The 23,713-nt window shown below is 44.6% G+C and carries 18 protein-coding genes and 2 pseudogenes; 12 read left to right on the top strand and 8 right to left on the bottom strand.

Annotation, left to right across the window (positions count from 1 at the left end):
- The first annotated feature begins 52 nt into the window (after positions 1-52).
- Both R7Z41_RS19955 and R7Z41_RS19950 read left to right on the top strand, forming a co-directional pair.
- The gene (locus R7Z41_RS19955; RefSeq protein WP_225477777.1) at positions 53-2,479 is read left to right on the top strand and encodes a M9 family metallopeptidase; all 2,427 of its coding nucleotides are present in this window, start codon (positions 53-55) and stop codon (positions 2,477-2,479) included.
- Positions 2,480-2,761: 282 nt separating this feature from the next.
- Complete coding sequence (locus R7Z41_RS19950) at positions 2,762-2,992, top strand: PAS factor family protein (protein ID WP_005375384.1); 231 nt, start codon at positions 2,762-2,764, stop codon at positions 2,990-2,992.
- A gap of 77 nt (positions 2,993-3,069) precedes the next feature.
- Here R7Z41_RS19950 and R7Z41_RS19945 read toward each other — a convergent pair whose 3' ends face one another.
- Positions 3,070-3,447 (bottom strand): carboxymuconolactone decarboxylase family protein, encoded by a 378-nt coding sequence (locus R7Z41_RS19945; protein ID WP_005375385.1) that lies wholly within the window; start codon positions 3,445-3,447, stop codon positions 3,070-3,072.
- Between the two features lie 58 nt (positions 3,448-3,505).
- Positions 3,506-3,862 carry a MerR family transcriptional regulator gene (locus R7Z41_RS19940; RefSeq protein WP_017635251.1) on the bottom strand — a complete coding sequence of 119 codons (357 nt, stop codon included), beginning with the start codon at positions 3,860-3,862 and terminating at the stop codon, positions 3,506-3,508.
- Positions 3,863-4,382: 520 nt separating this feature from the next.
- Here R7Z41_RS19940 and R7Z41_RS19935 point away from each other — a divergent pair.
- Positions 4,383-5,732, top strand: coding sequence for an alpha-amylase family protein (locus R7Z41_RS19935; protein ID WP_033906794.1), 1,350 nt, complete (start codon positions 4,383-4,385; stop codon positions 5,730-5,732).
- A 108-nt stretch (positions 5,733-5,840) separates the two neighbouring features.
- Here the strand turns inward: R7Z41_RS19935 and R7Z41_RS19930 are convergent, their stop codons facing one another.
- Entirely contained in the window at positions 5,841-6,134 is a 294-nt protein-coding gene (locus tag R7Z41_RS19930; RefSeq protein WP_005375388.1) for an ArsR/SmtB family transcription factor, read from the bottom strand.
- A gap of 245 nt (positions 6,135-6,379) precedes the next feature.
- Between R7Z41_RS19930 and R7Z41_RS19925 the strand changes: the two genes are divergently transcribed.
- Positions 6,380-6,673 (top strand): hypothetical protein, encoded by a 294-nt coding sequence (locus R7Z41_RS19925; RefSeq protein WP_005375389.1) that lies wholly within the window; start codon positions 6,380-6,382, stop codon positions 6,671-6,673.
- A gap of 92 nt (positions 6,674-6,765) precedes the next feature.
- Here R7Z41_RS19925 and R7Z41_RS19920 read toward each other — a convergent pair whose 3' ends face one another.
- The 3 genes from R7Z41_RS19920 to R7Z41_RS19910 form a co-directional block, all read right to left on the bottom strand.
- Positions 6,766-8,730, bottom strand: a complete 1,965-nt coding sequence (locus tag R7Z41_RS19920) for a monovalent cation:proton antiporter-2 (CPA2) family protein (RefSeq protein WP_005375390.1) — start codon at positions 8,728-8,730, stop codon at positions 6,766-6,768.
- Entirely contained in the window at positions 8,727-9,344 is a 618-nt protein-coding gene (locus R7Z41_RS19915; RefSeq protein WP_005375391.1) for an NAD(P)H-dependent oxidoreductase, read from the bottom strand. Before R7Z41_RS19915 ends, R7Z41_RS19920 begins: the two co-directional genes overlap by 4 nt.
- Positions 9,345-9,510: 166 nt before the next feature.
- Positions 9,511-9,936 (bottom strand): universal stress protein, encoded by a 426-nt coding sequence (locus R7Z41_RS19910; RefSeq protein WP_005375398.1) that lies wholly within the window; start codon positions 9,934-9,936, stop codon positions 9,511-9,513.
- A gap of 445 nt (positions 9,937-10,381) precedes the next feature.
- Between R7Z41_RS19910 and R7Z41_RS19905 the strand changes: the two genes are divergently transcribed.
- From R7Z41_RS19905 to R7Z41_RS19875, 7 genes and pseudogenes are all read left to right on the top strand, one after another.
- Entirely contained in the window at positions 10,382-11,953 is a 1,572-nt protein-coding gene (locus R7Z41_RS19905; RefSeq protein WP_206970783.1) for an ATP-binding cassette domain-containing protein, read from the top strand.
- 206 nt (positions 11,954-12,159) lie between these two features.
- The gene (locus R7Z41_RS19900; RefSeq protein ID WP_206970784.1) at positions 12,160-14,319 is read left to right on the top strand and encodes a prolyl oligopeptidase family serine peptidase; all 2,160 of its coding nucleotides are present in this window, start codon (positions 12,160-12,162) and stop codon (positions 14,317-14,319) included.
- A 527-nt stretch (positions 14,320-14,846) separates the two neighbouring features.
- A complete protein-coding gene (locus tag R7Z41_RS19895; RefSeq protein ID WP_017821525.1) occupies positions 14,847-15,638 on the top strand; it encodes a hypothetical protein in 792 nt (263 codons plus the stop codon).
- A gap of 90 nt (positions 15,639-15,728) precedes the next feature.
- Positions 15,729-16,871 (top strand): annotated as a pseudogene (vmeP, locus tag R7Z41_RS19890) (efflux RND transporter periplasmic adaptor subunit VmeP).
- A 10-nt stretch (positions 16,872-16,881) separates the two neighbouring features.
- On the top strand, positions 16,882-20,022 hold the full coding sequence (gene vmeQ, locus R7Z41_RS19885; RefSeq protein WP_225477775.1) for an efflux RND transporter permease subunit VmeQ: 3,141 nt from the start codon (positions 16,882-16,884) through the stop codon (positions 20,020-20,022).
- Positions 20,023-20,138: 116 nt separating this feature from the next.
- On the top strand, positions 20,139-21,224 hold the full coding sequence (locus tag R7Z41_RS19880) for an OmpP1/FadL family transporter (protein WP_206970786.1): 1,086 nt from the start codon (positions 20,139-20,141) through the stop codon (positions 21,222-21,224).
- 176 nt (positions 21,225-21,400) lie between these two features.
- Positions 21,401-22,198 (top strand): hypothetical protein, encoded by a 798-nt coding sequence (locus R7Z41_RS19875; protein WP_206970787.1) that lies wholly within the window; start codon positions 21,401-21,403, stop codon positions 22,196-22,198.
- Positions 22,199-22,245: 47 nt separating this feature from the next.
- Here R7Z41_RS19875 and speG read toward each other — a convergent pair whose 3' ends face one another.
- Positions 22,246-22,785: a spermidine N1-acetyltransferase gene (speG, locus tag R7Z41_RS19870; protein ID WP_005375417.1), complete on the bottom strand. Its 540-nt coding sequence runs from the start codon at positions 22,783-22,785 to the stop codon at positions 22,246-22,248.
- Positions 22,786-23,030: 245 nt separating this feature from the next.
- On the opposite strand from speG, the gene R7Z41_RS19865 reads away from it, so the two are divergent.
- Positions 23,031-23,183: a hypothetical protein gene (locus tag R7Z41_RS19865; protein WP_225477773.1), complete on the top strand. Its 153-nt coding sequence runs from the start codon at positions 23,031-23,033 to the stop codon at positions 23,181-23,183.
- A 112-nt stretch (positions 23,184-23,295) separates the two neighbouring features.
- Here the strand turns inward: R7Z41_RS19865 and R7Z41_RS19860 are convergent.
- Positions 23,296-23,637 (bottom strand): annotated as a pseudogene (locus R7Z41_RS19860) (GGDEF domain-containing protein); the annotation flags it as partial.
- Positions 23,638-23,713: the final 76 nt, after the last annotated feature.

Genomic DNA, 23,713 nt, shown 5'->3' with positions numbered 1-23,713 from the left:
TAAAGAATATAAATCCCCACTCAATGTATGTTAATAATCAATGAGTGTTGTTATGTCTCATATCCGTTTTTTCCCGCGCCATCGTTTGGCGCTTGCTTGTATGCTAGCGAGTGTGTCTGGCTTCTCTTTTGCACAAAATCAGTGTGCTGTTGCTGATTTACAACAATCGCGAGATCTGGCTACTGCCGTTTCTGGTGCTGAGTATGATTGCTACCACGCTTGGTTTTCAGCACCTTCAGAAACGCTGAATGATATCTATAGTGAAGCGAGCCTAAGCCGTATCCAAGTCGCTCTGGATCAAGAAATCGCTCGCTATCGTGGTGAAGCAGATCAAGCCCGTGTTCTAGAGAACTTAGGCGAATTTGTTCGAGCGGCCTACTACGTTCGCTACAACGCTGGTACTGGTACACCTGAGTTTTCGCAAGCGTTGAGTCAGCGTTTTGCTCAGTCGACGAACCTATTCCTAAACAACCCTCATGCTTTGGATCAGGGTCGTGAACAAGTTGGTGCAATGAAGAGCCTGACTTTGATGGTTGATAACGTTAAGCAGTTGCCGCTGACCATGGATAGCATGATGGCCGCGTTGATGCACTTTAATCGTGAAACCGCGCAGGACACGCAATGGGTCGATGGTTTAAACAACTTGTTCCGCTCTATGGCAGGCCATGCGGCGAACGATGCGTTCTACCGATACATGGCAAACAATACACACCATATTGATACGTTGGTGAAATTCGCATCTGATAATGCTTGGGCATTAGATACGGATGCAAGCTTTATCGTTTTCAATGCATTACGTGAAACTGGTCGTTTGCTCGCGAGCCCAGATCAGGAGACCAAACGCAAAGCATTGGCAGTAATGCAACAGGTGATGCAGCGTTATCCACTGGGTAGTGAGCATGACAAACTATGGCTTGCTGCCGTTGAAATGATGAGCTACTACGCACCAGAAGGCCTAAATGGTCTGAATATTGAGCAAGCCAAGCAAGATTTAGCTGCACGTGTAATGCCAAATCGTTTTGAATGTCAGGGACCTGCCATTATTCGCTCTGAGGATCTGACCGATGCTCAAGCAGCGAAAGCGTGTGAAGTGCTAGCGGCAAAAGAAGCCGACTTCCATCGAGTTGCGAATACGGGTAATCAACCTGTCGCTGATGATTTGAATGATCGTGTTGAAGTGGCGGTATTCGCGAGTAACACTAGTTACGTTGATTACTCTTCATTCCTATTTGGTAATACAACGGACAACGGTGGTCAGTACCTAGAAGGTGACCCTTCAAAAGCGGACAATACTGCGCGTTTCGTCGCTTATCGCTACGCGAATGGTGAAGATCTCTCTATCTTGAACCTAGAACATGAATACACGCACTATTTAGATGCACGATTTAACCAATACGGTTCGTTCAGCGATAACTTGGCTCATGGTCATATTGTTTGGTGGCTAGAAGGTTTTGCTGAATACATGCATTACAAGCAAGGTTACCAAGCTGCGATTGAGCTGATTGCAGATGGTAAACTGAGCCTTTCCACTGTGTTTGATACCACGTACTCTCACGATACCAATCGTATCTATCGTTGGGGTTATCTAGCTGTTCGATTCATGTTAGAAAATCATCCACAAGACGTCGAAAGCTTGTTGGCATTGTCGCGCTCTGGCCAGTTCGAACAATGGGCACAGCAGGTGACGTCTTTAGGTCAACAATACGATGCTGAGTTTGAACGTTGGTTGGACACATTAAAAGTGGAACCTGAGCAACCTGATACAGACCCAGAAGAGCCAACAGAACCAACAAGCCCTGAAGCACAAGTGACTGAATTGACGGCGAACCAAAGCCTTCAGCTCAGTGGCGAAGCATACAGCGAAAAACTGTTCTACGTTGATGTTCCAGCCAACACCGTTAACTTCAATGTATCTATTGAGGGTGCGGGTGATGCGGATCTTTACATGAGCTACAACAAAGTCGCGCATTACTATGATTTCGAAATGAGTCATTATGCTGATGGCAGCAATGAAGAGATTGTGTTTGAACCAGAGCAAGATGGTTACGTTAAAGCGGGTCGTTACTACATCAGCTTAACTGGACGTGATAGCTATGACTCAGTGAATCTTGTGGCTGCGTTAGAAGTGGAAGCGCAAACACCGCCAACCCAAGTGCAAGATGATTTAGCACCTGTGGTATTAGAGTCTGGTGAAGCCAAAATGCTTACCGTTCACAAGCAGCGTTATGCAGCAGTTTATGTGCCTGAAGGTGTTGAAGAGGTTCGTGTATGGCTAACGGCTCACTCTCAAACTGGTAATGTCGATCTATACGCGAGTAGGGAGCATTGGCCTACAGTAGAGCAGCACGAGTATGCGTCCAACTATGCAGGCAGCAATGAATACCTTGCGATTCCTGTTACTGAAGCAGGGTACGTGCACTTCGCTCTTCAGGCTCCAGAGCAAGGCGATGACGTTGAAATGCTAGTGCACTTCAACTAAACAGGTTCGATTAACTAAAGTCGAGATAAAACGTCGCTGATACAGCGACGTTTTTGTTTATATCGGACACGATTATAAACAAACAGCGGCGAATGCTAGTTAATCGGCTGGTTTATCGAGTTATCAGTTGCCCTTTTTCTAAACGGCTTTAGGTTTGTATTGCAATTTACCGCGCACATAAACTTTTTTAGCGACGCGTTCTGTGACCTAGCTTCTGATTTGTGCTTCCCAAATGGATACAATATATATGCACCCCGTGCAATAAAGTGAAAAGGGAAAGACATGAAAACGCTTATTTATGAAACGTTGATTAGCCTTGCTAACCAAGAACCAGAACAACATGCAAGAATCCGACAAAATCTCTATGAACAGTTGGATCTGCCGTTCGATAAGCAGCTGGCTTTGTATTCTTGTGCCCTTGGTCCTGCAAGTTCAGGCAAGTTGGAGAGCAGTCAAGGCATTAACAACGCGGTAGATTGCGCGGTTAAACTGCTTGAAACTCCTGAGCGCTAATTCACTCGTTGTTTTAATCACGGCCCGAACCCCAAGGGCCGTTTTTAATTGCGGTTAAATTGATTTCAACGTCGTTATTACTCTGCTCTTTCCGCTAGCACTTCTTTGAATGCAAACATGCCGTTTAATGCCGCGGGAAAACCTGCGTAGACGGACATCTGCAAAATGATCTCTTTAATCTCATCCTCGCTACAGCCTACATTCAGCGCTGCATTTAAGTGCACTTTTAGTTGCGGCGCGCAATTCCCCATTGCCGTTAGCGCGGCGACGGTTGCGATTTCTCTCGATTTTAGGTCTAAGCCCGGGCGAGCATAAATATCGCCAAACGGATACTCAATGGTGTACTGAGCTAAATCTGGACAAATATCTTGTAAGGTTTCGATGACATTATGACCAGCGTCGCCATCAATTTGCGAGAGTAGTTCTAATCCTTTGTTAAAGCGTGATTGTTCCATCGGTATGTTCCTAGTGAATAAACGTAAACACACCTTAATCGTTAGAGTTAACTCTAAGTCAACGAACTTTTCCGCTTTTATACAAGGCAATTTTTTCTTCTAGAGCCGATAAGTGCTTTTTCTGCTGATCAATGTGGCGTTTGAGGTTTTCTTGGTGTTGTTCTAACAGAGCTTGACGTTGTGGTACAGATTGAGAGCCGACTTCCCTTAATTTGGCATACTCTAGAATCTCTTCAAGTGGCATTGCAGTTTCTTTTAAACGCTTAACAAAGCTTATCCAGTTTAGATCTTTCGAACTATACATTCGATGTCCACTCGCGTTTCTATGGACATGTTTAAGTAAACCGATTTTTTCATAGTATCGAAGTGTATGAGCAGATAGCCCGACGAGGTCAGAAAATTCTTTGATATTCATTATTATCCTCCAAGGTAGAGCATACCCCATAGAGATAAGCTAAGTTTCGCATTTTGAAGTCATTTCGGGACAGATACAAACGGAAATCTTTAGTCTTTTAACGCTAGGTATGGTGATTTACTGGATTTTTGAAACGCGCCAAACGTGATCCATCTGCCAGTTTCGTTTTATTAACAATTGATTACTCAACGGGTTGGCTTGGCTATTTTTATCCTTTGGGCCTATTTTAGGGCGTACATAGGTCTTATGTTCTATCTTTTTAAATTTAAGTTTTTGTTAATCAAAACAATGCCTTAGTTTTGTGTTGGTCTGTTCGGGTTGTATGTCGTGTGCCCGTTATTCACTCAGAACGATTTATCGCTGTGCAATGGATGAGTCGCTACGCCTTCGATTTCAGCCTTGAGTTAGTGCTAAAAGGGTGAGTGCCTCTGATGAATAGCTTTTATAATTTCGATTATTGAATTCACTCACAAAAAAATGCAAACAAGTAATCGTGAGTGGAAACGAGCAGGAGAACAACATGAGTGGCTCACAGGAAACACAATCATTCGGTGCAAACGTTATCTTACATGCGTTTGATTGGAAGTATGCTGACATTGCCCAACGAGCAAAAGAAATCCGCGAGCTTGGTTATGGCTCTGTGTTGGTTTCGCCACCAATGAAAAGCGCACACGATGAGCGCTGGTGGCAGCGTTATCAACCACAAGATTATCGTGTTATCGATAATGCCTTGGGTGATACCAAAGATTTTATTCATATGGTTCGTGAACTGGAGCAAGTTGGTGTGTGGGTTTATGCCGACGTAGTGTTTAACCATATGGCAAATGAGGCCCACCTTCGCAGAGACCTTCAGTACCCAAGACAAGAGGTCTTGGAGGAATACCAGAACGACAAACAGAAATATCAGTCGCTAGCGTTGTTTGGCGATCTATCTCAACCACTTTTTGATGAAGAGGACTTTGTTGAAGCATTCGGCATCAAAGACTGGAAAGATAAGTGGCAGGTTCAAAACGGACGTATCACAGGTGGGCCAACCGATCCTGGCTTGCCAACTCTTCGTGTTTGTGACCATGTCGTTGAGCAGCAGCGAGCGTACCTAAAGGCGCTGAAAGCTATTGGTGTGAAAGGTTTTCGTATTGACGCTGCGAAACACATGACGTTAGAGCATCTTAAGCGTGTTTGGACAGACGACATCACGCGGGATGTGCATATATTTGGTGAAATTATTACCGATGGCGGTGCGACGGAAGAAGAGTATCAGCTGTTTCTTGAGCCGTATCTACAGGAAACTCGCCTAGGTGCGTACGATTTCCCTTTGTTCTCAACCATGTTTAAGGCGTTTGCTAAAAAGGGCAGCTTCAAGTCTCTGATTGATCCCTATTGTTTTGGTCAGGCTCTGTCCCCCGGTCGTGCGATTACATTTGCTATCACACATGATATTCCTAACAACGATGTCTTTCTTGATCTCATCATGGACGAGGAGAACGAATGGTTAGCTTATGCCTATATTCTAGGCCGAGATGGTGGTGTGCCGTTGATTTATACCGACTTAAACACCAGCGGTATTAAAGGTAAAAATGGTCAGCCAAGATGGCAAGGTGCATGGAGCGATCCGAGAATGGCAAAAATGATCCAGTTCCATAATATGACGCATGGCGAGCCGATGAGTGTTCTTGAAGGTAACGATGACATGCTCGTACTGAAGCGAGGTGACAAAGGTATTGTGGTGCTTAATAAATCACAGCGTCAACAGTCTTTGACATTAAAAATCGATGGTAATTGGGTTGATTTGATGACAGAACAAATCATTCCAACTGACGGTAAGTTAATCGTACCATCTAAGTCGTCGATGTTACTCGTCGCGAAGTAGAAGATGTATACACCGAGGTTAGCAACTTCGGTGTGTATGTTTTTCATCGTCATTCACGTTCTGCTGAAGTTCAATAGAAACTCAAACTCTCTCGTTTTTGCTAGAAATTTATGAGCACTCGTTAACGCAACATTCTGCTTTTAAAAAACCAATTACGTCATCTAAGCACTGATACTCTGCAACACAAAAAAGGGTTCTACCCTCGCGGCGCTGGGTGAGAAGACCAGCTGAAGCAAGGCTCGAGATATGATGAGAGAGAGTGGATGCTGGAATGCCAAGCTTTTCTTGTACGCCGCCTACCGCGATACCTTTGTATCCCGCTTTGACGACTTCTTTGTAAATACTTAAACGAGTCGGATGCCCTAACTCTTTTAGTGCTTTAGCAACGGCTTCAAGCTCCATACTGACCTCTAAAGAATGACCACAGTAATTTTGTTTCGATAATAGGGAAAGTCTCGGTAAATGCCAACTATTACGATCTCAGAACAGTTTAAATCAGATGAGATTCATACTGGCTCATGCCTTCATGACAACAATTGTCTGTTCTAATGAGACAGATCAATCTTCATTATTATTTCACGCCACGTTCAAAATCCCTCGTCTACACTCAATGTTGAGTTGTCAGTTGGCAGACCAAGGAGGCGGCCATGATTGCGGTTCATAGAGATTATTGTTTGTCTAACAGTTCGGAGTTACATGCCCACGTTAAAGTCAATCCTGTCGGTAAATTAGAAGTTGAGATTGTTGAACTTCAAGAGCGCCACACCACAGAGTTTGATGATTTGTCTTTTGAGAGTCGTGGGTGTGAAACTCGAATCTGTGGTAAAGAAGACACAACTCCGTGGCAGTTCAATCTTGCAGTTACTGATGCGTTAGAGCTTTCTCATTTAGTGGAAGAAGCAAACGAAGAGTATGAGATTTTAATGAATGATCTTATGTAATATCGAGAAGATCATTTTATCCTGCACGGCGTGTGGCTCTGTACTGAAAAAATAAAAACCTCCCAAGCGGGAGGTTTTTAATATGGAGTGCGTTATCGTTGGATAGGCTCTTCTCTTGGTGGTGTTAGCTCTTGGACGTTATCTTCATTAAAGTCATCTGCGTAACCTTTAGGTGGCGGTGTCCAACCACGTTCTGACCGCGATAGTTTGTCATGACGATCTTTTTGCATCTCTTCCGCCATTTTCTCCTCTAACTGAATAAACAGTTGTCGGAAATTGTTGTCATAGCGTTCACCTTCAGAATCATCCTCCCAAGCTTTGTAAAGTATTTCTGACTTACGTGCTTCAACACGCTTATATGTCGCCTTCTGTTGTTCAACAAAGAAGGGGTGAATGCCAAGGGCTTTCATTGTGTGACCGCCCATCTCCAATGCAGAATGGTAGGTCTCTGATTCAATAATATCAGCCCCCGCTTGACGCAAAAGATAGCCATGTCCACGGTCAAAGGCACGTGCAATCACTGTTACTTTTGGGTACGTGTGCTTAACGTACTTCACCAGTTCTACACTCGATTCTTGGTTATCAATCGCCACAACCAACGCAGCGGCGTGCTCAATGCCGGCTGTATGTAGCATATCTGGTCGAGTCGCGTCGCCAAAATAGGCGCGAGTGCCAATCTGGCGCATGTTATCGACTTGGTCAGATTGATGGTCAAGTACCACGGTAGTCACGCCGTTTGATACCAATAGGCGATTCACTATTTGTCCAAAGCGGCCGATGCCGGCGATGATCACCGTGCCTGTTTCCTCAATCGTATCGCTTTCGCGTTCATTTGACTGGCTTTCAAAGCGCGGCAGAATCACTCTATCAAACAGAATAAACAAACCTGGTGTCAGGAACATCGAAATCGCAACCACTAACGCAAGAGTTTGTGAAAGTTCAAATGGGATGACGTGGTTTTGCACTGAAAAGCTTAGAAGCACAAAGCCGAATTCACCTGCTTGAGCCAAGCTTAAGGTAAACAGCCAGCGGTTGCTGCCTTTCACCCTAAATATCAGTGCAAGAATAAACAGCACCAAGGCTTTCAAAACCATCACGCCAATGGTCAATGCCATGACCAACCAGAAATCACCAAAAAGGACCGAGAAGTTGATCCCTGCGCCAACGGTAATAAAGAACAGACCTAACAATAGGCCTTTAAATGGTTCGATATTGGATTCTAACTCGTGGCGGAATTCACTGTTCGCCAATACAACGCCAGCCAAGAAGGTTCCTAAGGCAGGAGATAAGCCCACTAAACTCATCAGTGCAGCGATACCAATGACAAGCATGAGTGCAGTTGCGGTAAAGATTTCTCGCAAACCAGAGCTAGCCACATAATTGAGCAGCGGTCGACTTAAAAAGTGTCCACCAACGACGACGATTGCTATCGATGCTGTGATTACGATGCCGTATGCCCAGCCTGGCAACCCCGCAACGAGGCTTAATTCTTCATGGTGCGCTGCGGCTGTTTGTGCTGCGGACTGTGCCTGTTCAATTAATTCAGGTAAGGCCAATAGGGGAATGAACGCCAACATTGGTATCACTGCAATATCTTGAAAAAGCAACACGGAGAAAGCGTTTTGTCCACCTTCCGTCTTCGTTAATCCTTTTTCGCTAAAAGTTTGCAAAACAATCGCAGTAGAAGAGAGGGCGAAGATCAAACCTATGGCTAAGGCTATGGTCCAAGGCTGGTCAAAGTATAAGGCAATACCCATAATCGCCGCGACGGTACCGCCGACTTGCAGACCTCCTAAGCCCATTAAGCGATTGCGCATCGCCCACAACATTTTGGGTTCGAGCTCTAAGCCAACGAGAAACAGCATCATCACCACGCCAAACTCGGCAAAGTGCTGGATTGTTGTTGTTTCTTCACCGACTAAACCGATAATTGGGCCAATAACCACACCTGCGATGAGATAGCCTAAAACGGACCCAAGTCCCAAACGCTTAGCAAGTGGGACTGCAATTACAGCAGCAATCAAATATACGAAGGCTTGTAAGAATATCCCTGTCATGAAGCCTCCTTAATGAGCTCTGGCAATGCGCTGTTAAGCTTGATTAATGACGCCGCAGCTTCAACATCCAACCTATCTTCGACTAAAGCTGTTAGCAGGCTCTTGTACCGCTCAACATGACGAGGGATTCGCCCTTCTTCATCTGCTGTACGTGCGCCAAACATCGCGAGAGGGGCAATGTAGTTCATGCCGGTCAGTGCGGACATTTGTTCAATAGGCGCAAGCAGTTGACGAATCGTAAAGTGGTTGTAGCCCTCTGCCTTATAAGCTTCTTCTTTGCCCCCTGCAGACAGCACACAAAGCATGGTCTTGCCTTGCAGTGCTGTGCCATCTGTACCGTAAGCAAAGCCATATTCCAAAACCAGATCTTGCCACTCTTTTAAAATCGCAGGCGTTGAATACCAATATAGTGGGAATTGGAAAATCACCACGTCATGCTCACGTAAGCGTTGCTGCTCACGGTCGATATTAATATCGAAACGAGGGTATTCGCCATAGAGATCAACACATGTCACGCCTTCAATTTTTTGAGCTTCTTTGAAAAGTGGAGTATTCACTTCTGAACGATGCTGGGAAGGATGAGCAAAGAGAATGAGTACTTTTTTATTTGCCATAGGGATCCTTGCTATCTAAATAACCATGCCCAGTAGGAGCGCGGGTTGGTTAGAAAATGTAACTCATAAATGATCACCAAGCTAGTTTGGAAAACTGTTTAAGCTGTTTCAATATCAATAAAAAACCACCAAATAGATTGGTGGTTTTGGGAAGCGTTACGTTTTACTAATCATGAATAGGGACGACTAGAATATCCACCGGTGACTTGTTAATTAAGTGTCTGGAGTAAGAAATAATCTTGCTCCAGAAATCTTGGTGGTGACCACATATCAGAAGATCCACTTCTTGCTCTTTAATGGTGACCTCTAATTTATCAGCCAAGTCGCCAGTACCTACGAAGAAATGTTTAAGTGGGTAATCCATGTAATCACTAAATGTTTTTAAACATTCCATTGAATGCTCATTCAACGGCCTTTGATCCGGGTTTTCTTTAATGTCTACAAGCTCACGATAGATTTCTCCGTGCGTACCATCAATATGAATAAAGGAGATATCGGAGTCGAGATAGTTTGCCATTGATACCGCTCTGTCGATAAGCACGGTGCTTTCATCTGACAGTTCGAGTGCAACAAGGATATGTTTGTATTTCATAACCACGCCCTTATGTGGATTATCTTTACCCTAAGCATAGTATGGCTTGGATAAAAATTGTGTTGCTAAGATCTCGAAATTGTTCAAAGACTTGTTAAAAAGTTAATGTGATATAACAACTTACTGTGAAACTTTCTTTTTGTTCGCATTTGGTTAGAAAGCTTGCTTTTTGAACAAAAAAGCGGCTACACTTTGGGCATCATTTCTCTAGGAGATTACGCCAACATGAAGAACTAAACCTGTCATCCATATTTTTACTTATTTTTTGGATCTGCAGGGGTAGTAGGCGTAGCTCACTTTCCGATATTTCTTTGCAACAAGACGACTTTTTGATTTGACGTATATCGTCGAGCTTTACATAGAGCTTAATGCGTTTGTGCACGCGTTTTGTTGCAATTTCAAATCATAGCTACGGCTGTTGTCCCTGTCATACAGGAGGCAAATTATGCCAGTTTTACAAGCTTTTAATGTTAGCCATCAGTTTGATAATGGCGATACGCTATTCCAGTCTATTTCTTGTTCCATGACTAAACGACGTGTTGGTTTGGTTGGGCGCAATGGCATCGGCAAGTCGCTTTTGGCTTCCATTTTAGCGGGAGAAACTCAGCCTGCCAGCGGTGTTGTGACTGCTCCCTCTTCTTTCATGATGTATCGCCAGCAGCCGTCTGATCTGCTTTCAGGTCAGCAATCGATCGCCCAGTTTCTGGGCAAAGATGCGGTCTTGCATGCTTTAAAGCAGATTGAACAAGGTGATGTTTCTGAACATTGGTTCGAACTGGTTGGCGAGCAGTGGGATATTGAATTAAAACTCAAACAGCAGCTCGCTGCGATGGGATTACCGCAAGACCCTGATTTCTCTTGTGCTCGGCTCAGTGGTGGTCAGTCGGCACGTTTGCAGCTATGGCAGTTGTTTGAAAACGAAACGGAGCTTTTGATTCTCGATGAACCATCCAATCACCTCGATACCGAGGCGAAACAATGGCTGATAGAGTCTATGACGCATTTCAGCGGCGCGATTTTACTCATCAGTCACGATCGTGAGCTGCTGCGAGAGATGGAGGAAATTTGGGAGCTATCGGGCCTAGGTTTCCAGGCTTTTGGTGGAAATTACGATGTGTACGCCGAGAAAAAACGCACTGAACTGCAAGCGGTCGAGAGGCAGTTAGCGCAAGTCGATAAACAGAAAAAACGGTTAGCCGAGCAAGCCCAGAAAAATCGCGAAAAAGCAGACCAACGCGCCGCGCAAGGGAACAAACTGCGCAAAGACGGCAGTCAGCCCAAAATTTTGCTTGATGGAAAAAAGGATAGCGCGACCGCCAGTGCCTCAAATCGCAATAAGAATGAGCAACTCAGACAAGCGCATTTACAAGCCAAAGAACAGGCGTTGCAATCGCGACATGAGCAGCTCAAGGCGCAAAAGTTTTATCTTACAGATAATCCGAACCGTTCGCGAAAAGTATTGTCGATACAAGAAGGTATATTACCTTTTGGGAATTCTACACCTATCACGTTGCAGATTTTTGCGAACGACAAAGTCCATCTCAAAGGGAAAAATGGCTGCGGAAAATCAACCTTGTTAAAGGCATTGCTTGGCGAGTTATCGTTGCAGAGTGGTGAGTTGCAAGTGAATACGCCTTTGTATTATCTCGACCAACATTTTGGCGCAGTGAATCCAAATCTTTCGTTACTTGAAAACGTAATGGAGAGCTGCCAAGAGATGACGGAAAGTGAAGCGAGGACCTTATTGGCCGGGATCGGTTTTCGTCGAGATGCTGTGTTTCGGTTGGGGCGCCTACTGAGCGGTGGCGAGAAGATGAAGCTCGCGATGCTGATAGTCAGCCACCAAAATTCTCAGCCTTTGCTGCTGCTTGATGAACCAGATAACCATCTCGACCTCGAGTCAAAAATAATGCTTAGTCAGGCGTTAAACACATACAAAGGTGGATTTGTTCTGATTAGTCACGACCAAGATTTCGCTTCTGAGTCTGGGGTTTTGCGTCAAATTGAACTGACTTAGACGAAAGAGAGTAAACGCCATCGTAGCTCTTAAGTATTGCTCCTAAGCTCTACACCGCCACTTACCGATATGTAGAATTCGCAGGAAATGAGGGAGTTAGGATGGCTTTCACAACTCGTTTAATGAAATTAGATTCATTTTGTCGATATATAGTAGAGTTCTGATGTATTGCACAAAAAGACAACAGAAAAATAAAAAGGAATTTCATGAAAAAGAACACCCTAGCACTCACAACGGCTCTCGTACTCGGAAGTGTGTTGTCTGTGGCGTATGCCAATGAAGCGGCGCAATCGTCGGTTGAACAGGTAACCCCGAAAACCATCACGTATCCAACCACACAAAAAGTGGATGTTGTCGATGACTACTTTGGTACAAAAGTGAGTGATCCTTATCGCTGGTTGGAAGACGATCTCAGCCCAGAAACCGCAGAATGGGTGAAGGCACAAAATGCAGTGACGTTTGATTATCTGTCGAAAATCCCTTACCGCGAGCAGATTGAAGAGCGCATCACTAAGCTCATGGACTACGAAAAGCAAAGCCAACCGTTCAAAGAGGGTAAGTTCACTTATTTCTACAAAAATGACGGGTTACAAAACCAAGATGTGCTTTATCGGCAGTTAGGTGATGGCGAAGCAGAAATTTTCCTCGATCCAAATACTTTTAGTGAAGATGGCACCACATCGTTAGCGGGAGTGAGCTTTTCACGTGATGGTTCTTTGGTTGCATACAGCATTTCGGAAGGCGGTAGCGATTGGCGCAAAGTCATTGTGTTAGACACAGAAACCAAAAAGCCCGTCGGCGAAACGCTGGTGGATATTAAGTTCAGTGGCATCAGTTGGTTCGGCAATCAAGGCTTCTATTACTCAAGTTATGACAAGCCAAAAGGGAGTGAACTTTCTGCGAAGACAGACCAACACAAGCTCTACTTTCATAAACTAGGGACGAAACAAAGTGAAGACCAATTAATTTTCGGTGGTGTAAAGGACGAAAAGTATCGCTACGTTGGGGGTTACACGTCGGAAGATGAACGCTACTTGTTTATCTCAGCTAGCGTATCGACGTCGGGCAACAAACTGTTCTTCAAAGACCTGAGTAAGCCAAATAGCTCGCTCAAAACCATTTTAGATAACACCAGTTCTGATACTTGGGTGATAGACAACCAAGGCACGAAACTGTACTTGGTTACGAACCTTAATGCGCCGAACAAACGCGTCGTGATGGTGGATGCAAGTCAGCCGCAGCCCAAAAACTGGAAAGATGTGATTCCTGAAACAAAGAACGTGTTACGTGTTTCTACCGCGGGTGGCAATTTGTTTGCGAGCTATATTGTTGATGCGATCTCGATGGTGAAGCAATACGACATGAACGGCAAACTCATCCGAGAAATCAAATTGCCTGATATTGGCAGCGCATACGGTTTCTCGGGGAAAAAAGAAGAAACCGAAGTCTACTATTCTTTCACCAACTACAAGATGCCAAGCACTACCTATCGTCTGAACATCAAAGACGGTGATAGCGAGGTGTACTACAAATCTAAAGCGCCATTTGACCCTGTTTTGTATGAATCTCGCCAGGTGTTTTACACCTCAAAAGACGGAACAAAAGTGCCGATGATCATCACCTATAAAAAAGGGACACCGATGGACGGCAGTGCACCAACCATCCTATATGGTTATGGCGGTTTCAACGTTAGCCTCACGCCATCTTTTAGCCCGACACGTGCGGCTTGGTTAGAGCTTGGTGGTGTTTACGCGGTAGCGAACATTCGTGGTGGTGGGGAATATGGCAAAGAATGGCACAACGCTGGCATTCAAATGCAAAAGCAAAATGTGTTTGATGACTTTATTGCTGCGGCTGAATTCCTAATTGATGAAAAGGTAACGTCATCAAACAAGTTAGCCATTAACGGTGGATCGAATGGTGGCTTGTTAGTGGGGGCCGTTATGACGCAACGTCCAGAGCTGTTTAAAGTGGCGCTGCCAGCAGTCGGCGTACTGGATATGCTGCGTTACCATACTTTTACCGCAGGTGCTGGTTGGGTGTATGACTACGGCACGGCAGAGCAAAGTAAAGAGATGTTCCAATATCTGAAAGATTATTCGCCAGTGCACAATGTAAAGGCGGGGGTGGAATACCCAGCAACATTGATTACAACCGGTGATCATGATGACCGTGTTGTTCCTGCTCACTCATACAAATTTGCTGCTGAGTTGCAATCGAAGCAAGCGGGTTCAAATCCGACTTTAATTCGCATCGAAACCAATGCAGGACATGGTGCAGGCACACCAACGCGTAAAATAATTGAGACAAATGCAGATATTTATAGTTTTGCACTGTTCAATATGGGAATAGAGAAACTGCAATAGTGCGAATTGTTTGCGTTTTAGTTATCGAAACGCATCGGCGCTTTATCGCTCGATAATAAAAGGGAATCACAGAGAGTGATTCCTTTTTATTTATTATAGGCCTACTATTCTAATCTGATGCTAGGCTAATCAAACTAAGGTTTTTTACATTATTATAATGTTCTAATTAATCTGAAGAGTGTGGTACGATCGAAATGAAACATTGATCGCGATCACCTAAATCCATTGCACTCTCTATTTATATGGTAAAATTAATTAATCATTTGTTCTAATGATAATTGAATTTTCATAATTTTTAATATTTCCTTCTTCATTAGTATTACCAAATTTCAAGTTATATAAGATATAAGTAGCGGTGATTGAACTTTTACGATGCTTTATTTTATTTTAATTAAAACGTCGAATGTTTCGTCATTATTGAATTTGCTTTGATAATTTATGTTATCCAAAGCGAGTTGTGTTGCTTGCTATTTATGATGACCTCATGACGTGAATAATTTTATAATCATTAAAATGGATACAGTTTTATGAATTTAGTGAAACCGTCTGTTGCCATTGTGGTTGCAGCCCTACAACTCGCGTCTTCTGCCTATGCGCAAACAAACAATAGCGAAGAACTACAAGATATGTCTGACCCACTTGCGGTATACACCCAAGCTGGCTTTGGTATTACTGATAAAGGCGCGAACATCAAAATCGGTCAAACTTACCAATCTAGCCAGCCTGGTACCATGGCGATGAACATCATTGAAATGAAAGGCATTGGTGGTGAGCTATTTGGCATTCGCGACAATGACGATCCAATATATGCCAACGTTGATGACAGCATTGACTCTTTCCGACTACGTAATTTCCAAGTAGAAGTCGCAAAAGGTCTAGGCCGTCAATTAGATGTAAACTACGACGTTGATAACGATAAATTAGATGCATCTTATAGCTTTATTCAAGGTCTACCTAAGTTTGGTATGTTGCAGCTATTTCCTTTAGCTGGTGCGGGTGTCACTATTGCTAATGATTTTAGTGGTGATGACAAAGGTTATGAAATTCCAGGTACTTTCACTGTTGTGGGTATGTACTCAAAAATTGAATTAACCGATAAAATCTGGATTAACTACAACCCAATGTATATGCATACGTTGTCAGGGTCTAGTCAATATAAAGATACTTATTACGCGGGTGAAGATAATATCTTGACTCATGAGTTTGCGTTGTCTTATCAAATTAATCCTCGCGCAAATATTCGTTACTTTGCAAACTGGAATGAGCACGTTAATTTCGGTGATGGTGATCACCGTATCGAATTTAACTACCAATTCTAACTCCCTCGTTTATTTCCAGAATAGAAAGTGTGTTTATCCATATATTTAAATATTTAGGCTAGGGCACTTTCTAAATAAAGTAGGTTTATCATGAAAGCCAAATATAAATTTGCGTTGGTATCTATTGCTATATCTTCTGCATTACTATCAGGATGCAAAACTGGCGATATCGCAACGAAAACAGCCCAAGCACCCTCTGTTGAAACCGTTACCCTAACCGAAACAAAAATCACTCCTTATCATACTTTTATCGGTCGAACTGAAGCGGTAAATGACGTTGATATTATGCCGCGAGTCGGTGGCGAATTAACCGCGATTCATTTTAAAGATGGCGATATGGTCGAAAAAGGCCAATTGTTGTTTGAAATCGACGACCGTCCTTACAAAGCGGCACTGGCGTATGCAAAAGCGTCGTTGCAAAAAGCAAAAGCACAACTCGTTCAAACTACGCGTGATGCAGAACGTGTGAAGAAACTCATCAAAGATAAAAGCATCAGTGAGCAGCAATACGATGACGCCATTGCCGCGCAAGCCGCAGCGATTGCTTCGGTAGAAGAGGCGAAGGCGACGCTGGTTTCAGCAAGGCTCGATCTTGAATTTAGCTCTGTGCGTGCTCCTTTCTCTGGTCGCGTGGGTTTCAGCAACTTCCGAGTGGGTGACCGTATTTCGAAAATTCAACTCGTTCCTCTTGTTTCGATCACTCAAGTAGACCCAATTCGCTTTGGCTTTGATGTGGATGAGAAGCTCTACCGCCGCGTAAGAAGTGCGATTGATGTGGCTCATCGTAACGATGACAAACTGGATGTTGATTTAACACTGACGCTTTCAGACGGTTCATTGTATCCGCTGGATGGCAAGATCTACGCCGTTGGCAACAAGATCGATTTAGAAACAGGCTCAATTCGAGCAGAAGCACAATTCGATAATCCAACTTACGCGCTTATGCCGGGTGAATATGGCAACTTGACCATCAAGCTGCGCAATAAAACCATTGATGGTTTGCTTATCCCATCGGCGGCTGTTCAACAAGACCAAGCGGGTGACTACGTCATGGTGGTTGGTGATGATCACGTGGTGTCTCGTCGTAACGTTGAACTCGGTCAGACCTAAGGTGTGAAACGTGCTGTGCTGACTGGTTTGGCGGCTAACGAAAAAGTCATCGTCAATGGTCTACAAAAAGTGCGTCCGGGTGCAACGGTGAAAGACGTTGAGCTACAGAGTGAACAAGGCTGAGTGAGTACTGATGTTAAGTAAATTTTTCATTCACCGGCCGAAGTTTGCTTTGGTGATCTCACTGGCGATGACATTGATGGGTATGCTCGCCCTGAAAGTCTTGCCAATTTCTGAGTATCCTCAAATCTCTCCAACGGTAATTACGGTGAGCACCATGTATCCGGGTGCAAACGCGGACGTGGTTAAAAAGACCGTAGCACAACCGATAGAAGCCAAAGTCAACGGCGTTGAAGACATGATTTACATGTCTTCTGTGATTGGTAACGATGGCTCATACACATTGCGTATTTACTTCCGAGTGGGCGCAGATGGCGATATGGCGCAGGTTCGTGTGAACAACTTGGTGGCACAGGCGACGTCGTCTCTACCACAAGAAGTAAACCAAATCGGTGTGACGGTTAAGAAGAAATCTTCCGACATGCTGGGCGTTATCACACTGCGTTCTCCGAAACAGTCTCACGACAGTATCTACCTTTCTAACTACGCGGATCTCAATATTGTCGAGCGTCTAAAACGTATCGAAGGTATGAGTGACATTACGCTGCTGGGTAAGAAAGACTACTCAATGCGTATTTGGTTGAACCCAAATAAACTGGCTACCTTGAAGCTTTCTGCTAGCGATGTTATTGGCGCAATTAAAACGCAAAACATCCAAGTGGCGGCGGGTAAGATCGGTGGTATGCCAGCTCCAGGTGACCAGCAATATCAATATGTTTTGCAAACCAAAGGCCGCCTCACTTCTGCGGAAGAGTTCGAGAACATCATCATTCGTGCGAGCAAGAAAGGTTCTTTGATTCGCTTGAAAGATGTGGCTCGTGTGGAAGTTGGTGCACAAGGTTACGAAGCTGATGGTCGTATGAATAACGAACCAGCCGCCGTTCTGGCCTTGTACCAGTTGCCGACCGCGAACGCGCTAGACGTGATGGAACGCGTGAAAGAGGCCATGAAAGAGTACGAGAAATCGTTCCCAGATGATTTGGTCTACGACATCGCGTATGACTCTACCGAATACGTAGAGACATCGATTGATGAAGTGTACGAGACGCTGGTGATTGCAGTACTTCTTGTCACCTTCGTTGTGTACGTTTTCTTGCAGAACTGGCGAGCGACCATCATTCCAACCTTAGCGATTCCGGTTTCCATCATTGCGACGTTCGCAATCATAGGCGTGATGGGCATGACCATTAACACGATCTCGTTGTTTGGCTTGATCCTCGCCATCGGTATCGTGGTGGACGATGCGATCATCGTGGTAGAGAACGTGGAGCGGGTTATCCATGAAGAGCATTTAGACCCGATTCCGGCCACGATCCAAGCTATGAAAGAAGTGACAGGGCCAGTATTGGCAACAACGCTTATTTTGTTGGCGGTATTTGTACCGGTTGCGCTATTGCCGGGTATTTCTGGTCGAATGTTCAACCAGTTCGCGGTCACCATCTGTGTATCGGTGCTGCTCTCTGCGATCAACGCATTAACGTTAACGCCAGCGCTTTGTGCGTTGATGTTGAAATCTACTCACTCGCAACCTATTGCGCCTTTGCGTGCGTTTAACCGAGGTTTTGAAGCAATAACGCGCAAATACCAAGGTTTAGTTGGCTTCTTGAGCCGCCGCATTGTGCTGAGTATCGGTGTTTATGGCGCGCTTATTGCGGTGCTGGCATTTGCGTTCATGACCGTACCTTCTTCTTTCGTTCCGAACGAAGATAAAGGCGTGTTCATGGTCGAAATGCGTTTGCCAGACGCAGCAGCATTGCAGCGTACTGCACCATTAATGAAGAAGTACGTTGATGAGCTAAAACAGATGGAAGGTGTGGAGAACGTGGTTTCGGTTGCGGGCTTCTCGGTAATTAACATGGCGTCGATTCCAAACTCGGGCATGTTGATCATCAAACTGGATAACTGGAGCAAACGTAAAGACCCTGAACTACACCAACGTGCGTTGATGAACAAAGTTAACCAAATGCTGAACTCAACGCCAGATGCCGCTTCGTTCGTTTTCGCGACGCCGGCAATCAAAGGCATGGGTGCGGTGGATGGTTTCAACCTTGTGCTGCAGGACAACTTGGGCCGTTCTCCACAAGAGTTGGCAAAAACAACCGCTGATTTTGTTGCCCAAATCAATCAACTGCCTGAAGTGGCGCGTGCGTTCTCGATTTTCCGTGCGAACATTCCGCAACGCTACATCGATATTGATCGCGATAAAGCGATTTCGATGGGCGTACCGTTGAATGAAATCTTCAGCACACTGCAAGCACAGTTGGGCGGTGCCTACATTTCTGACTTCAACTTGTTTGGTCGTTCGTACCAAGTGAAAGTGCAAGCAGAAGAGCAATACCGTGACAACATCGACGACATCGACCATCTGTTTGTTCGCTCAAGCTCTGGAAAAATGGTGTCACTGGCAACGCTAGTGAAAGTGAAGCCGATCTTCGGCCCTGATACCTTATCGAACTACAACATGTTCAGTTCTGCAACCGTGAACGGTGCGCCAGCGCCAGGTTACAGCTCGGGTGATGTTGTAAAAGCCATTGAAAAACTGGCTGCGGAATCTTTGCCAAGTGGTTACTCGTACGAGTGGTCAGGCATGACTTACCAAGAGATGAAAGCAGGCAACATGGCACCAATCGCGTTCGCATTGTCTTTGCTGTTCACCTACTTGTTCTTGGTGGCTCAGTACGAAAGTTGGACCATTCCTGCTGCGGTAATGATGGCGGTTCCAGTCGCGATTCTCGGCGCAATGGGCACGCTACTGCTGGTGGGACAACCGTTCGATTTGTACGTGCAGATTGGTGTCGTCATCTTGATCGGTATGTCCGCCAAAGTGGCGATTCTTATCGTGGAATTTGCCAAAGTTCTGCGAGAAGAAAAGGGCTTATCCATCATTGATGCTGCCAAAGAAGCTGCTCGAATTCGTTTCCGTGCAGTACAGATGACCGCATTCGCCTTCATCTGGGGGGTATTCCCGTTGGTGATTGCATCGGGTGCTGGTGCGGCATCTCGTCACTCACTGGGCTTTGCGGTATTCGGCGGCATGATTCTCTCTACGTTTGTAGGCACGTTGCTGACGCCGGTGTTCTTCGTGATGATGCAATCTCTGCGCGAGAAGTTTAAGCGAAAGAAACCCACTGAACTTGAGGTGAGCGAGCAATAACGCTGATTTCAACTGACTCCACAACACCCCCACGCTGTGTGCGATTGGCCAATGCCTTTCATTGATATACAACCACCGTCGCAGCGTGGGTTCCCCAAAAAATAATAGGTTTTAGCATGAAAAATCTTTCAAAAATCGTCGTAGCGAGCTCTCTACTGACGTGTGCTGCTGCGCAAGCGGGTGGGTTATACCTTTACGAAACAACAGCATCGGATATTGGTTTGGCATCCGCTGGTATGGCGGCTCGTGCGCAAGATGCCTCAGTAATGGCAGCAAACCCGGCTGGTCTGGCGAATGTTTCTGGTAAATCTTTCTCTGGTAACCTGATTGGCCTTTACGGTGACGCGCAACTAGACACGATGACTGGCGATGCGGGCAACGTGATTGGTTTTGTTCCTATGGCGTCGGCATTTTACAGCCAACAAGTAAACGACAAATGGACGCTGGGTATTGGTCTGTATGGCAACTACGGTCTTGGCCTCGAGTACGAAGGTCTTTTGAATAATCATTTAGATATTCCTACAGCAACGACGCAAGCCTTAACCATTCAACCTTCCGCTTCTTACCGCATCAATGATCACTGGTCTGTGGGTGCGGCGCTTGGCATTCAGTACGGTATGTATGAAGTGGAAACGAAGGGAGCCCTGAACTTCAATGACGAAGACCAAGATACTCAGCTCAACGGCCGAGTAGGTGTGCTTTATGAGGCAACACCAGGCACGCGTCTTGGGTTGTCTTACTCTTCTGAAACCGAATTTGAATTCGACAATAGTAACTCCATTGCTCCACAACAACTGATCTTCAGTGCTTACCATGAAGTGAATGATGACCTAGCGGTGATGTGGAACGTGAACTGGCAAGACTGGAGCGAATACACAACCACGCTGGGCGTAGAGACACAAGACACTTACCAAATCGCATTGGGTACTCAGTACAAACTGAATGAAAAAATGATGTGGAATGCAGGTTTTGCATTCGATACCAGCATGTATGAAAGCCAATCAAACGGTGACATTACCGTTCCTACTGGCAAGGCGTACCGCATTGGTACAGGCATTGATTACAAATTGGATTCAGAAAACTCAATTGGTTTCGCGTTGGAAGCGATCTTGATGGAATCGTCGGAAACGCCACGCTTACAAGCTGGCTTTGATGAGCCTGCTCTCTACTTCATGAGCATGAGCTACAACTGGAAAAACTAATCATTCCTAATCGCTAAAACGCCTTCCTTACAGGCCATTCCACCCTAACTACCTGCACTGGATGCTGTCACGCCATCTAAGGTAGTTAGGGCGCTTCTGTCACATCCAGTGAGTGATGATTCAAAAAATATCTGCGCAGCTAAGTGCGCGTATTCAACATCTCAAAGGACTAAAAAATGAAAAACAAACTAGCGTTAGTGTGTACGACTTTGTTGGTCACTACGTTGGCTCATGGTGCCGAGCATCGAGTAAAAGACAATAAAAACAAGTTGGCGAATGACCCAACAAAAGTCATCACGAAATTTGGCGCGTCGTACGCAAACAACTACGATTTTGATGATCAAAACATCTCATTCTCGGGCTCACTTGCGCTTGACCAAGCGCGCAAAATTAACCTGCGTATCAATGATGATGCGAGCGAGTGGCGTATTGGTGGCTCGTGGTTGTTTCCGGTCGGTATCGTGAACTTCAACTTCGGTAAAAATGAATACGTAAACGGCGCGGATCAAACCAACTACAGCGTTGGTACCTTTATGCCGCTAAGTTATTTCGGGATTGAGCCAGCAGGCTTCCAAATTTTCCCAATGGCAGGCTATACGTACAACACTGGTGATGTTCCTGTTTGTGACGGTGCAGAAAGTAGCCACTGTAGCGAGCCTAACTTTACGGGCACGCCAAGTGCAGAGAATGGCTTCAATATGATGAGCTCTTCAGGCAGTAGCGGTTACGTTGGTGTATTTGCGCTGAAATCGTTTACCAAAGAGCTGACGTTAATCAGCTTCGCAGCGGGCACTTACGGCTCAGAAAACAGTGAAGGAGAGAATTACAAAGGCTTCTTTGGTGGGATCGGTCTTGGTTACCTTGTGAACAGACGCCACTCGTTTAACGTAATGACGTTTGTCATGGACAACAACACCTATTTGGATGAAGCAGACAAGCGCATCGTATTATCATATCAATATCAATTTGAATAAATAAAAACGCAGCCCAAATAGCTGCGTTTTTACTTTGATAGAATGAACTAGTGAATTGAGTTGTTTTCTTCGATCTTTTTCTGGTACTGGTGTTTTAATATATACATGCGCTTAACATCGCTGTAAGCGCCGTTAATAAAGTATTCTTCTACAAGGTGACCTTCTTCAATAAAGCCGCATTTTTTGTATAAGTGAATAGCGACTTCGTTATCCACTGCGACTAATAAGTAGATTTTACGTAGATTAAGAATTGAGAATGAGTAATCTAACGCACGATTAATCATCTCTGTCGCATAACCTCGGCCTTGATGCTCTGGGGCGATGATTATCTGAAATTCCGCGCTGCGGTGAATGTAGTTAATCTCGATCAGCTCAACTAAGCCAATTACGATGCCGTCTTCATCTTCGACGACAAAACGCCTTTCAGCGTCATCATGTATATGTTTTCGATAAAGTTCTTCGAGCTCGTCATAAGACTCGTAAGGTTCTTCGAACCAGTAGGCCATGATATTTCGGTTGTTATTCAGTTCATGAATAAAGCGCAAATCAGAACGCTCTAATGCACGCATTTTTAGGCCTTTCTTCATCATTTTTCTCCAATGAGGGCGGAGAATACCTCCGCACTTGATGCTAGAAAATATTACCGTATTTCACAAGAATAGCGCATCTTTTTTGGAAAATATCCTGTGATTTTCAATGTGGAAACTTAGAGTTCACGACAAATATAAATTAATCTTTACGATAAAAAACTCGATTAGGTGCTTTGCCTAATATCGTATTAAATACCGCGCAACGACTTAGTGTCTTAATCTAAACAAACAAGGTATTCAATATGTTTTCAATCGGTGACGTAGTAGTAGCGACTAAAGGTATCGATCTTGGCGAAATGGTTGTTACAGGTTTAAGCAGTGGCGGTTTTTACACACATGTAAAAGCAGGCGAAAAAACAATAACTTACCCAGCTAAAGATCTTAAGAAAGCATAATTAAATTTGCTCATTCTTATTTTTAACTGGCTTAAAGTTTGTATTAGTTATTTTAAGCGGGTTAGAATCGATAAAAGGTAGCGCAATGAGTCGCTACCTTTTTTTATTTTTTCTACCTTTCTTCACCAATATGAAACTCAACGCGATTTCTTCCGGTTTCTTTTGCCTTGTAAAGTGCTAAGTCGGCGCGTTTAACGAGTGGTTCAAATGAGTCGTCGAGACGACAGACTTGAGTTACCCCAATACTCGCGGTGAAGCTCATATCACAACCTGAATGTTGAACGGTCGTCGTTTCTAGTGCATTACGAATCGTTTCTAATGTGTCTAGAGCTTGCTGTGATGAGCGACTTCTTAATACGATGGCAAACTCTTCACCGCCAACTCTGGCAAGTAAGTCACAATCAAGTAGATGACTTTTAATAGTATTAACTGCATGGATCAGTGATTTATCGCGGCTTTGTTGCTTAATTCGATGAGAAGACATGGTAGCCCCATGTTGTTCAGTTCTTAAACAACATACTGAGTTTCAG

The organism is Vibrio sp. 1457 (assembly GCF_033340195.1).
GTDB lineage: Bacteria > Pseudomonadota > Gammaproteobacteria > Enterobacterales > Vibrionaceae > Vibrio > Vibrio alginolyticus.
The sequence above is the reverse complement of the archived record's forward strand: the minus strand, read 5'-3'. Positions and strand labels throughout refer to the sequence as shown.

Bases quoted from the DNA above. Each gene is read 5' to 3' on its own strand.
- R7Z41_RS19955 (WP_225477777.1), top strand. From the start codon at position 53: ATGTCTCATATCCGTTTTTTCCCGCGCCATCGTTTGGCGCTTGCTTGT.
- R7Z41_RS19950 (WP_005375384.1), top strand. From the start codon at position 2,762: ATGAAAACGCTTATTTATGAAACGTTGATTAGCCTTGCTAACCAAGAA.
- R7Z41_RS19945 (WP_005375385.1), bottom strand. From the start codon at position 3,447: ATGGAACAATCACGCTTTAACAAAGGATTAGAACTACTCTCGCAAATT.
- R7Z41_RS19940 (WP_017635251.1), bottom strand. From the start codon at position 3,862: ATGAATATCAAAGAATTTTCTGACCTCGTCGGGCTATCTGCTCATACA.
- R7Z41_RS19935 (WP_033906794.1), top strand. From the start codon at position 4,383: ATGAGTGGCTCACAGGAAACACAATCATTCGGTGCAAACGTTATCTTA.
- R7Z41_RS19930 (WP_005375388.1), bottom strand. From the start codon at position 6,134: ATGGAGCTTGAAGCCGTTGCTAAAGCACTAAAAGAGTTAGGGCATCCG.
- R7Z41_RS19925 (WP_005375389.1), top strand. From the start codon at position 6,380: ATGATTGCGGTTCATAGAGATTATTGTTTGTCTAACAGTTCGGAGTTA.
- R7Z41_RS19920 (WP_005375390.1), bottom strand. From the start codon at position 8,730: ATGACAGGGATATTCTTACAAGCCTTCGTATATTTGATTGCTGCTGTA.
- R7Z41_RS19915 (WP_005375391.1), bottom strand. From the start codon at position 9,344: ATGGCAAATAAAAAAGTACTCATTCTCTTTGCTCATCCTTCCCAGCAT.
- R7Z41_RS19910 (WP_005375398.1), bottom strand. From the start codon at position 9,936: ATGAAATACAAACATATCCTTGTTGCACTCGAACTGTCAGATGAAAGC.
- R7Z41_RS19905 (WP_206970783.1), top strand. From the start codon at position 10,382: ATGCCAGTTTTACAAGCTTTTAATGTTAGCCATCAGTTTGATAATGGC.
- R7Z41_RS19900 (WP_206970784.1), top strand. From the start codon at position 12,160: ATGAAAAAGAACACCCTAGCACTCACAACGGCTCTCGTACTCGGAAGT.
- R7Z41_RS19895 (WP_017821525.1), top strand. From the start codon at position 14,847: ATGAATTTAGTGAAACCGTCTGTTGCCATTGTGGTTGCAGCCCTACAA.
- vmeQ (WP_225477775.1), top strand. From the start codon at position 16,882: ATGTTAAGTAAATTTTTCATTCACCGGCCGAAGTTTGCTTTGGTGATC.
- R7Z41_RS19880 (WP_206970786.1), top strand. From the start codon at position 20,139: ATGAAAAATCTTTCAAAAATCGTCGTAGCGAGCTCTCTACTGACGTGT.
- R7Z41_RS19875 (WP_206970787.1), top strand. From the start codon at position 21,401: ATGAAAAACAAACTAGCGTTAGTGTGTACGACTTTGTTGGTCACTACG.
- speG (WP_005375417.1), bottom strand. From the start codon at position 22,785: ATGAAGAAAGGCCTAAAAATGCGTGCATTAGAGCGTTCTGATTTGCGC.
- R7Z41_RS19865 (WP_225477773.1), top strand. From the start codon at position 23,031: ATGTTTTCAATCGGTGACGTAGTAGTAGCGACTAAAGGTATCGATCTT.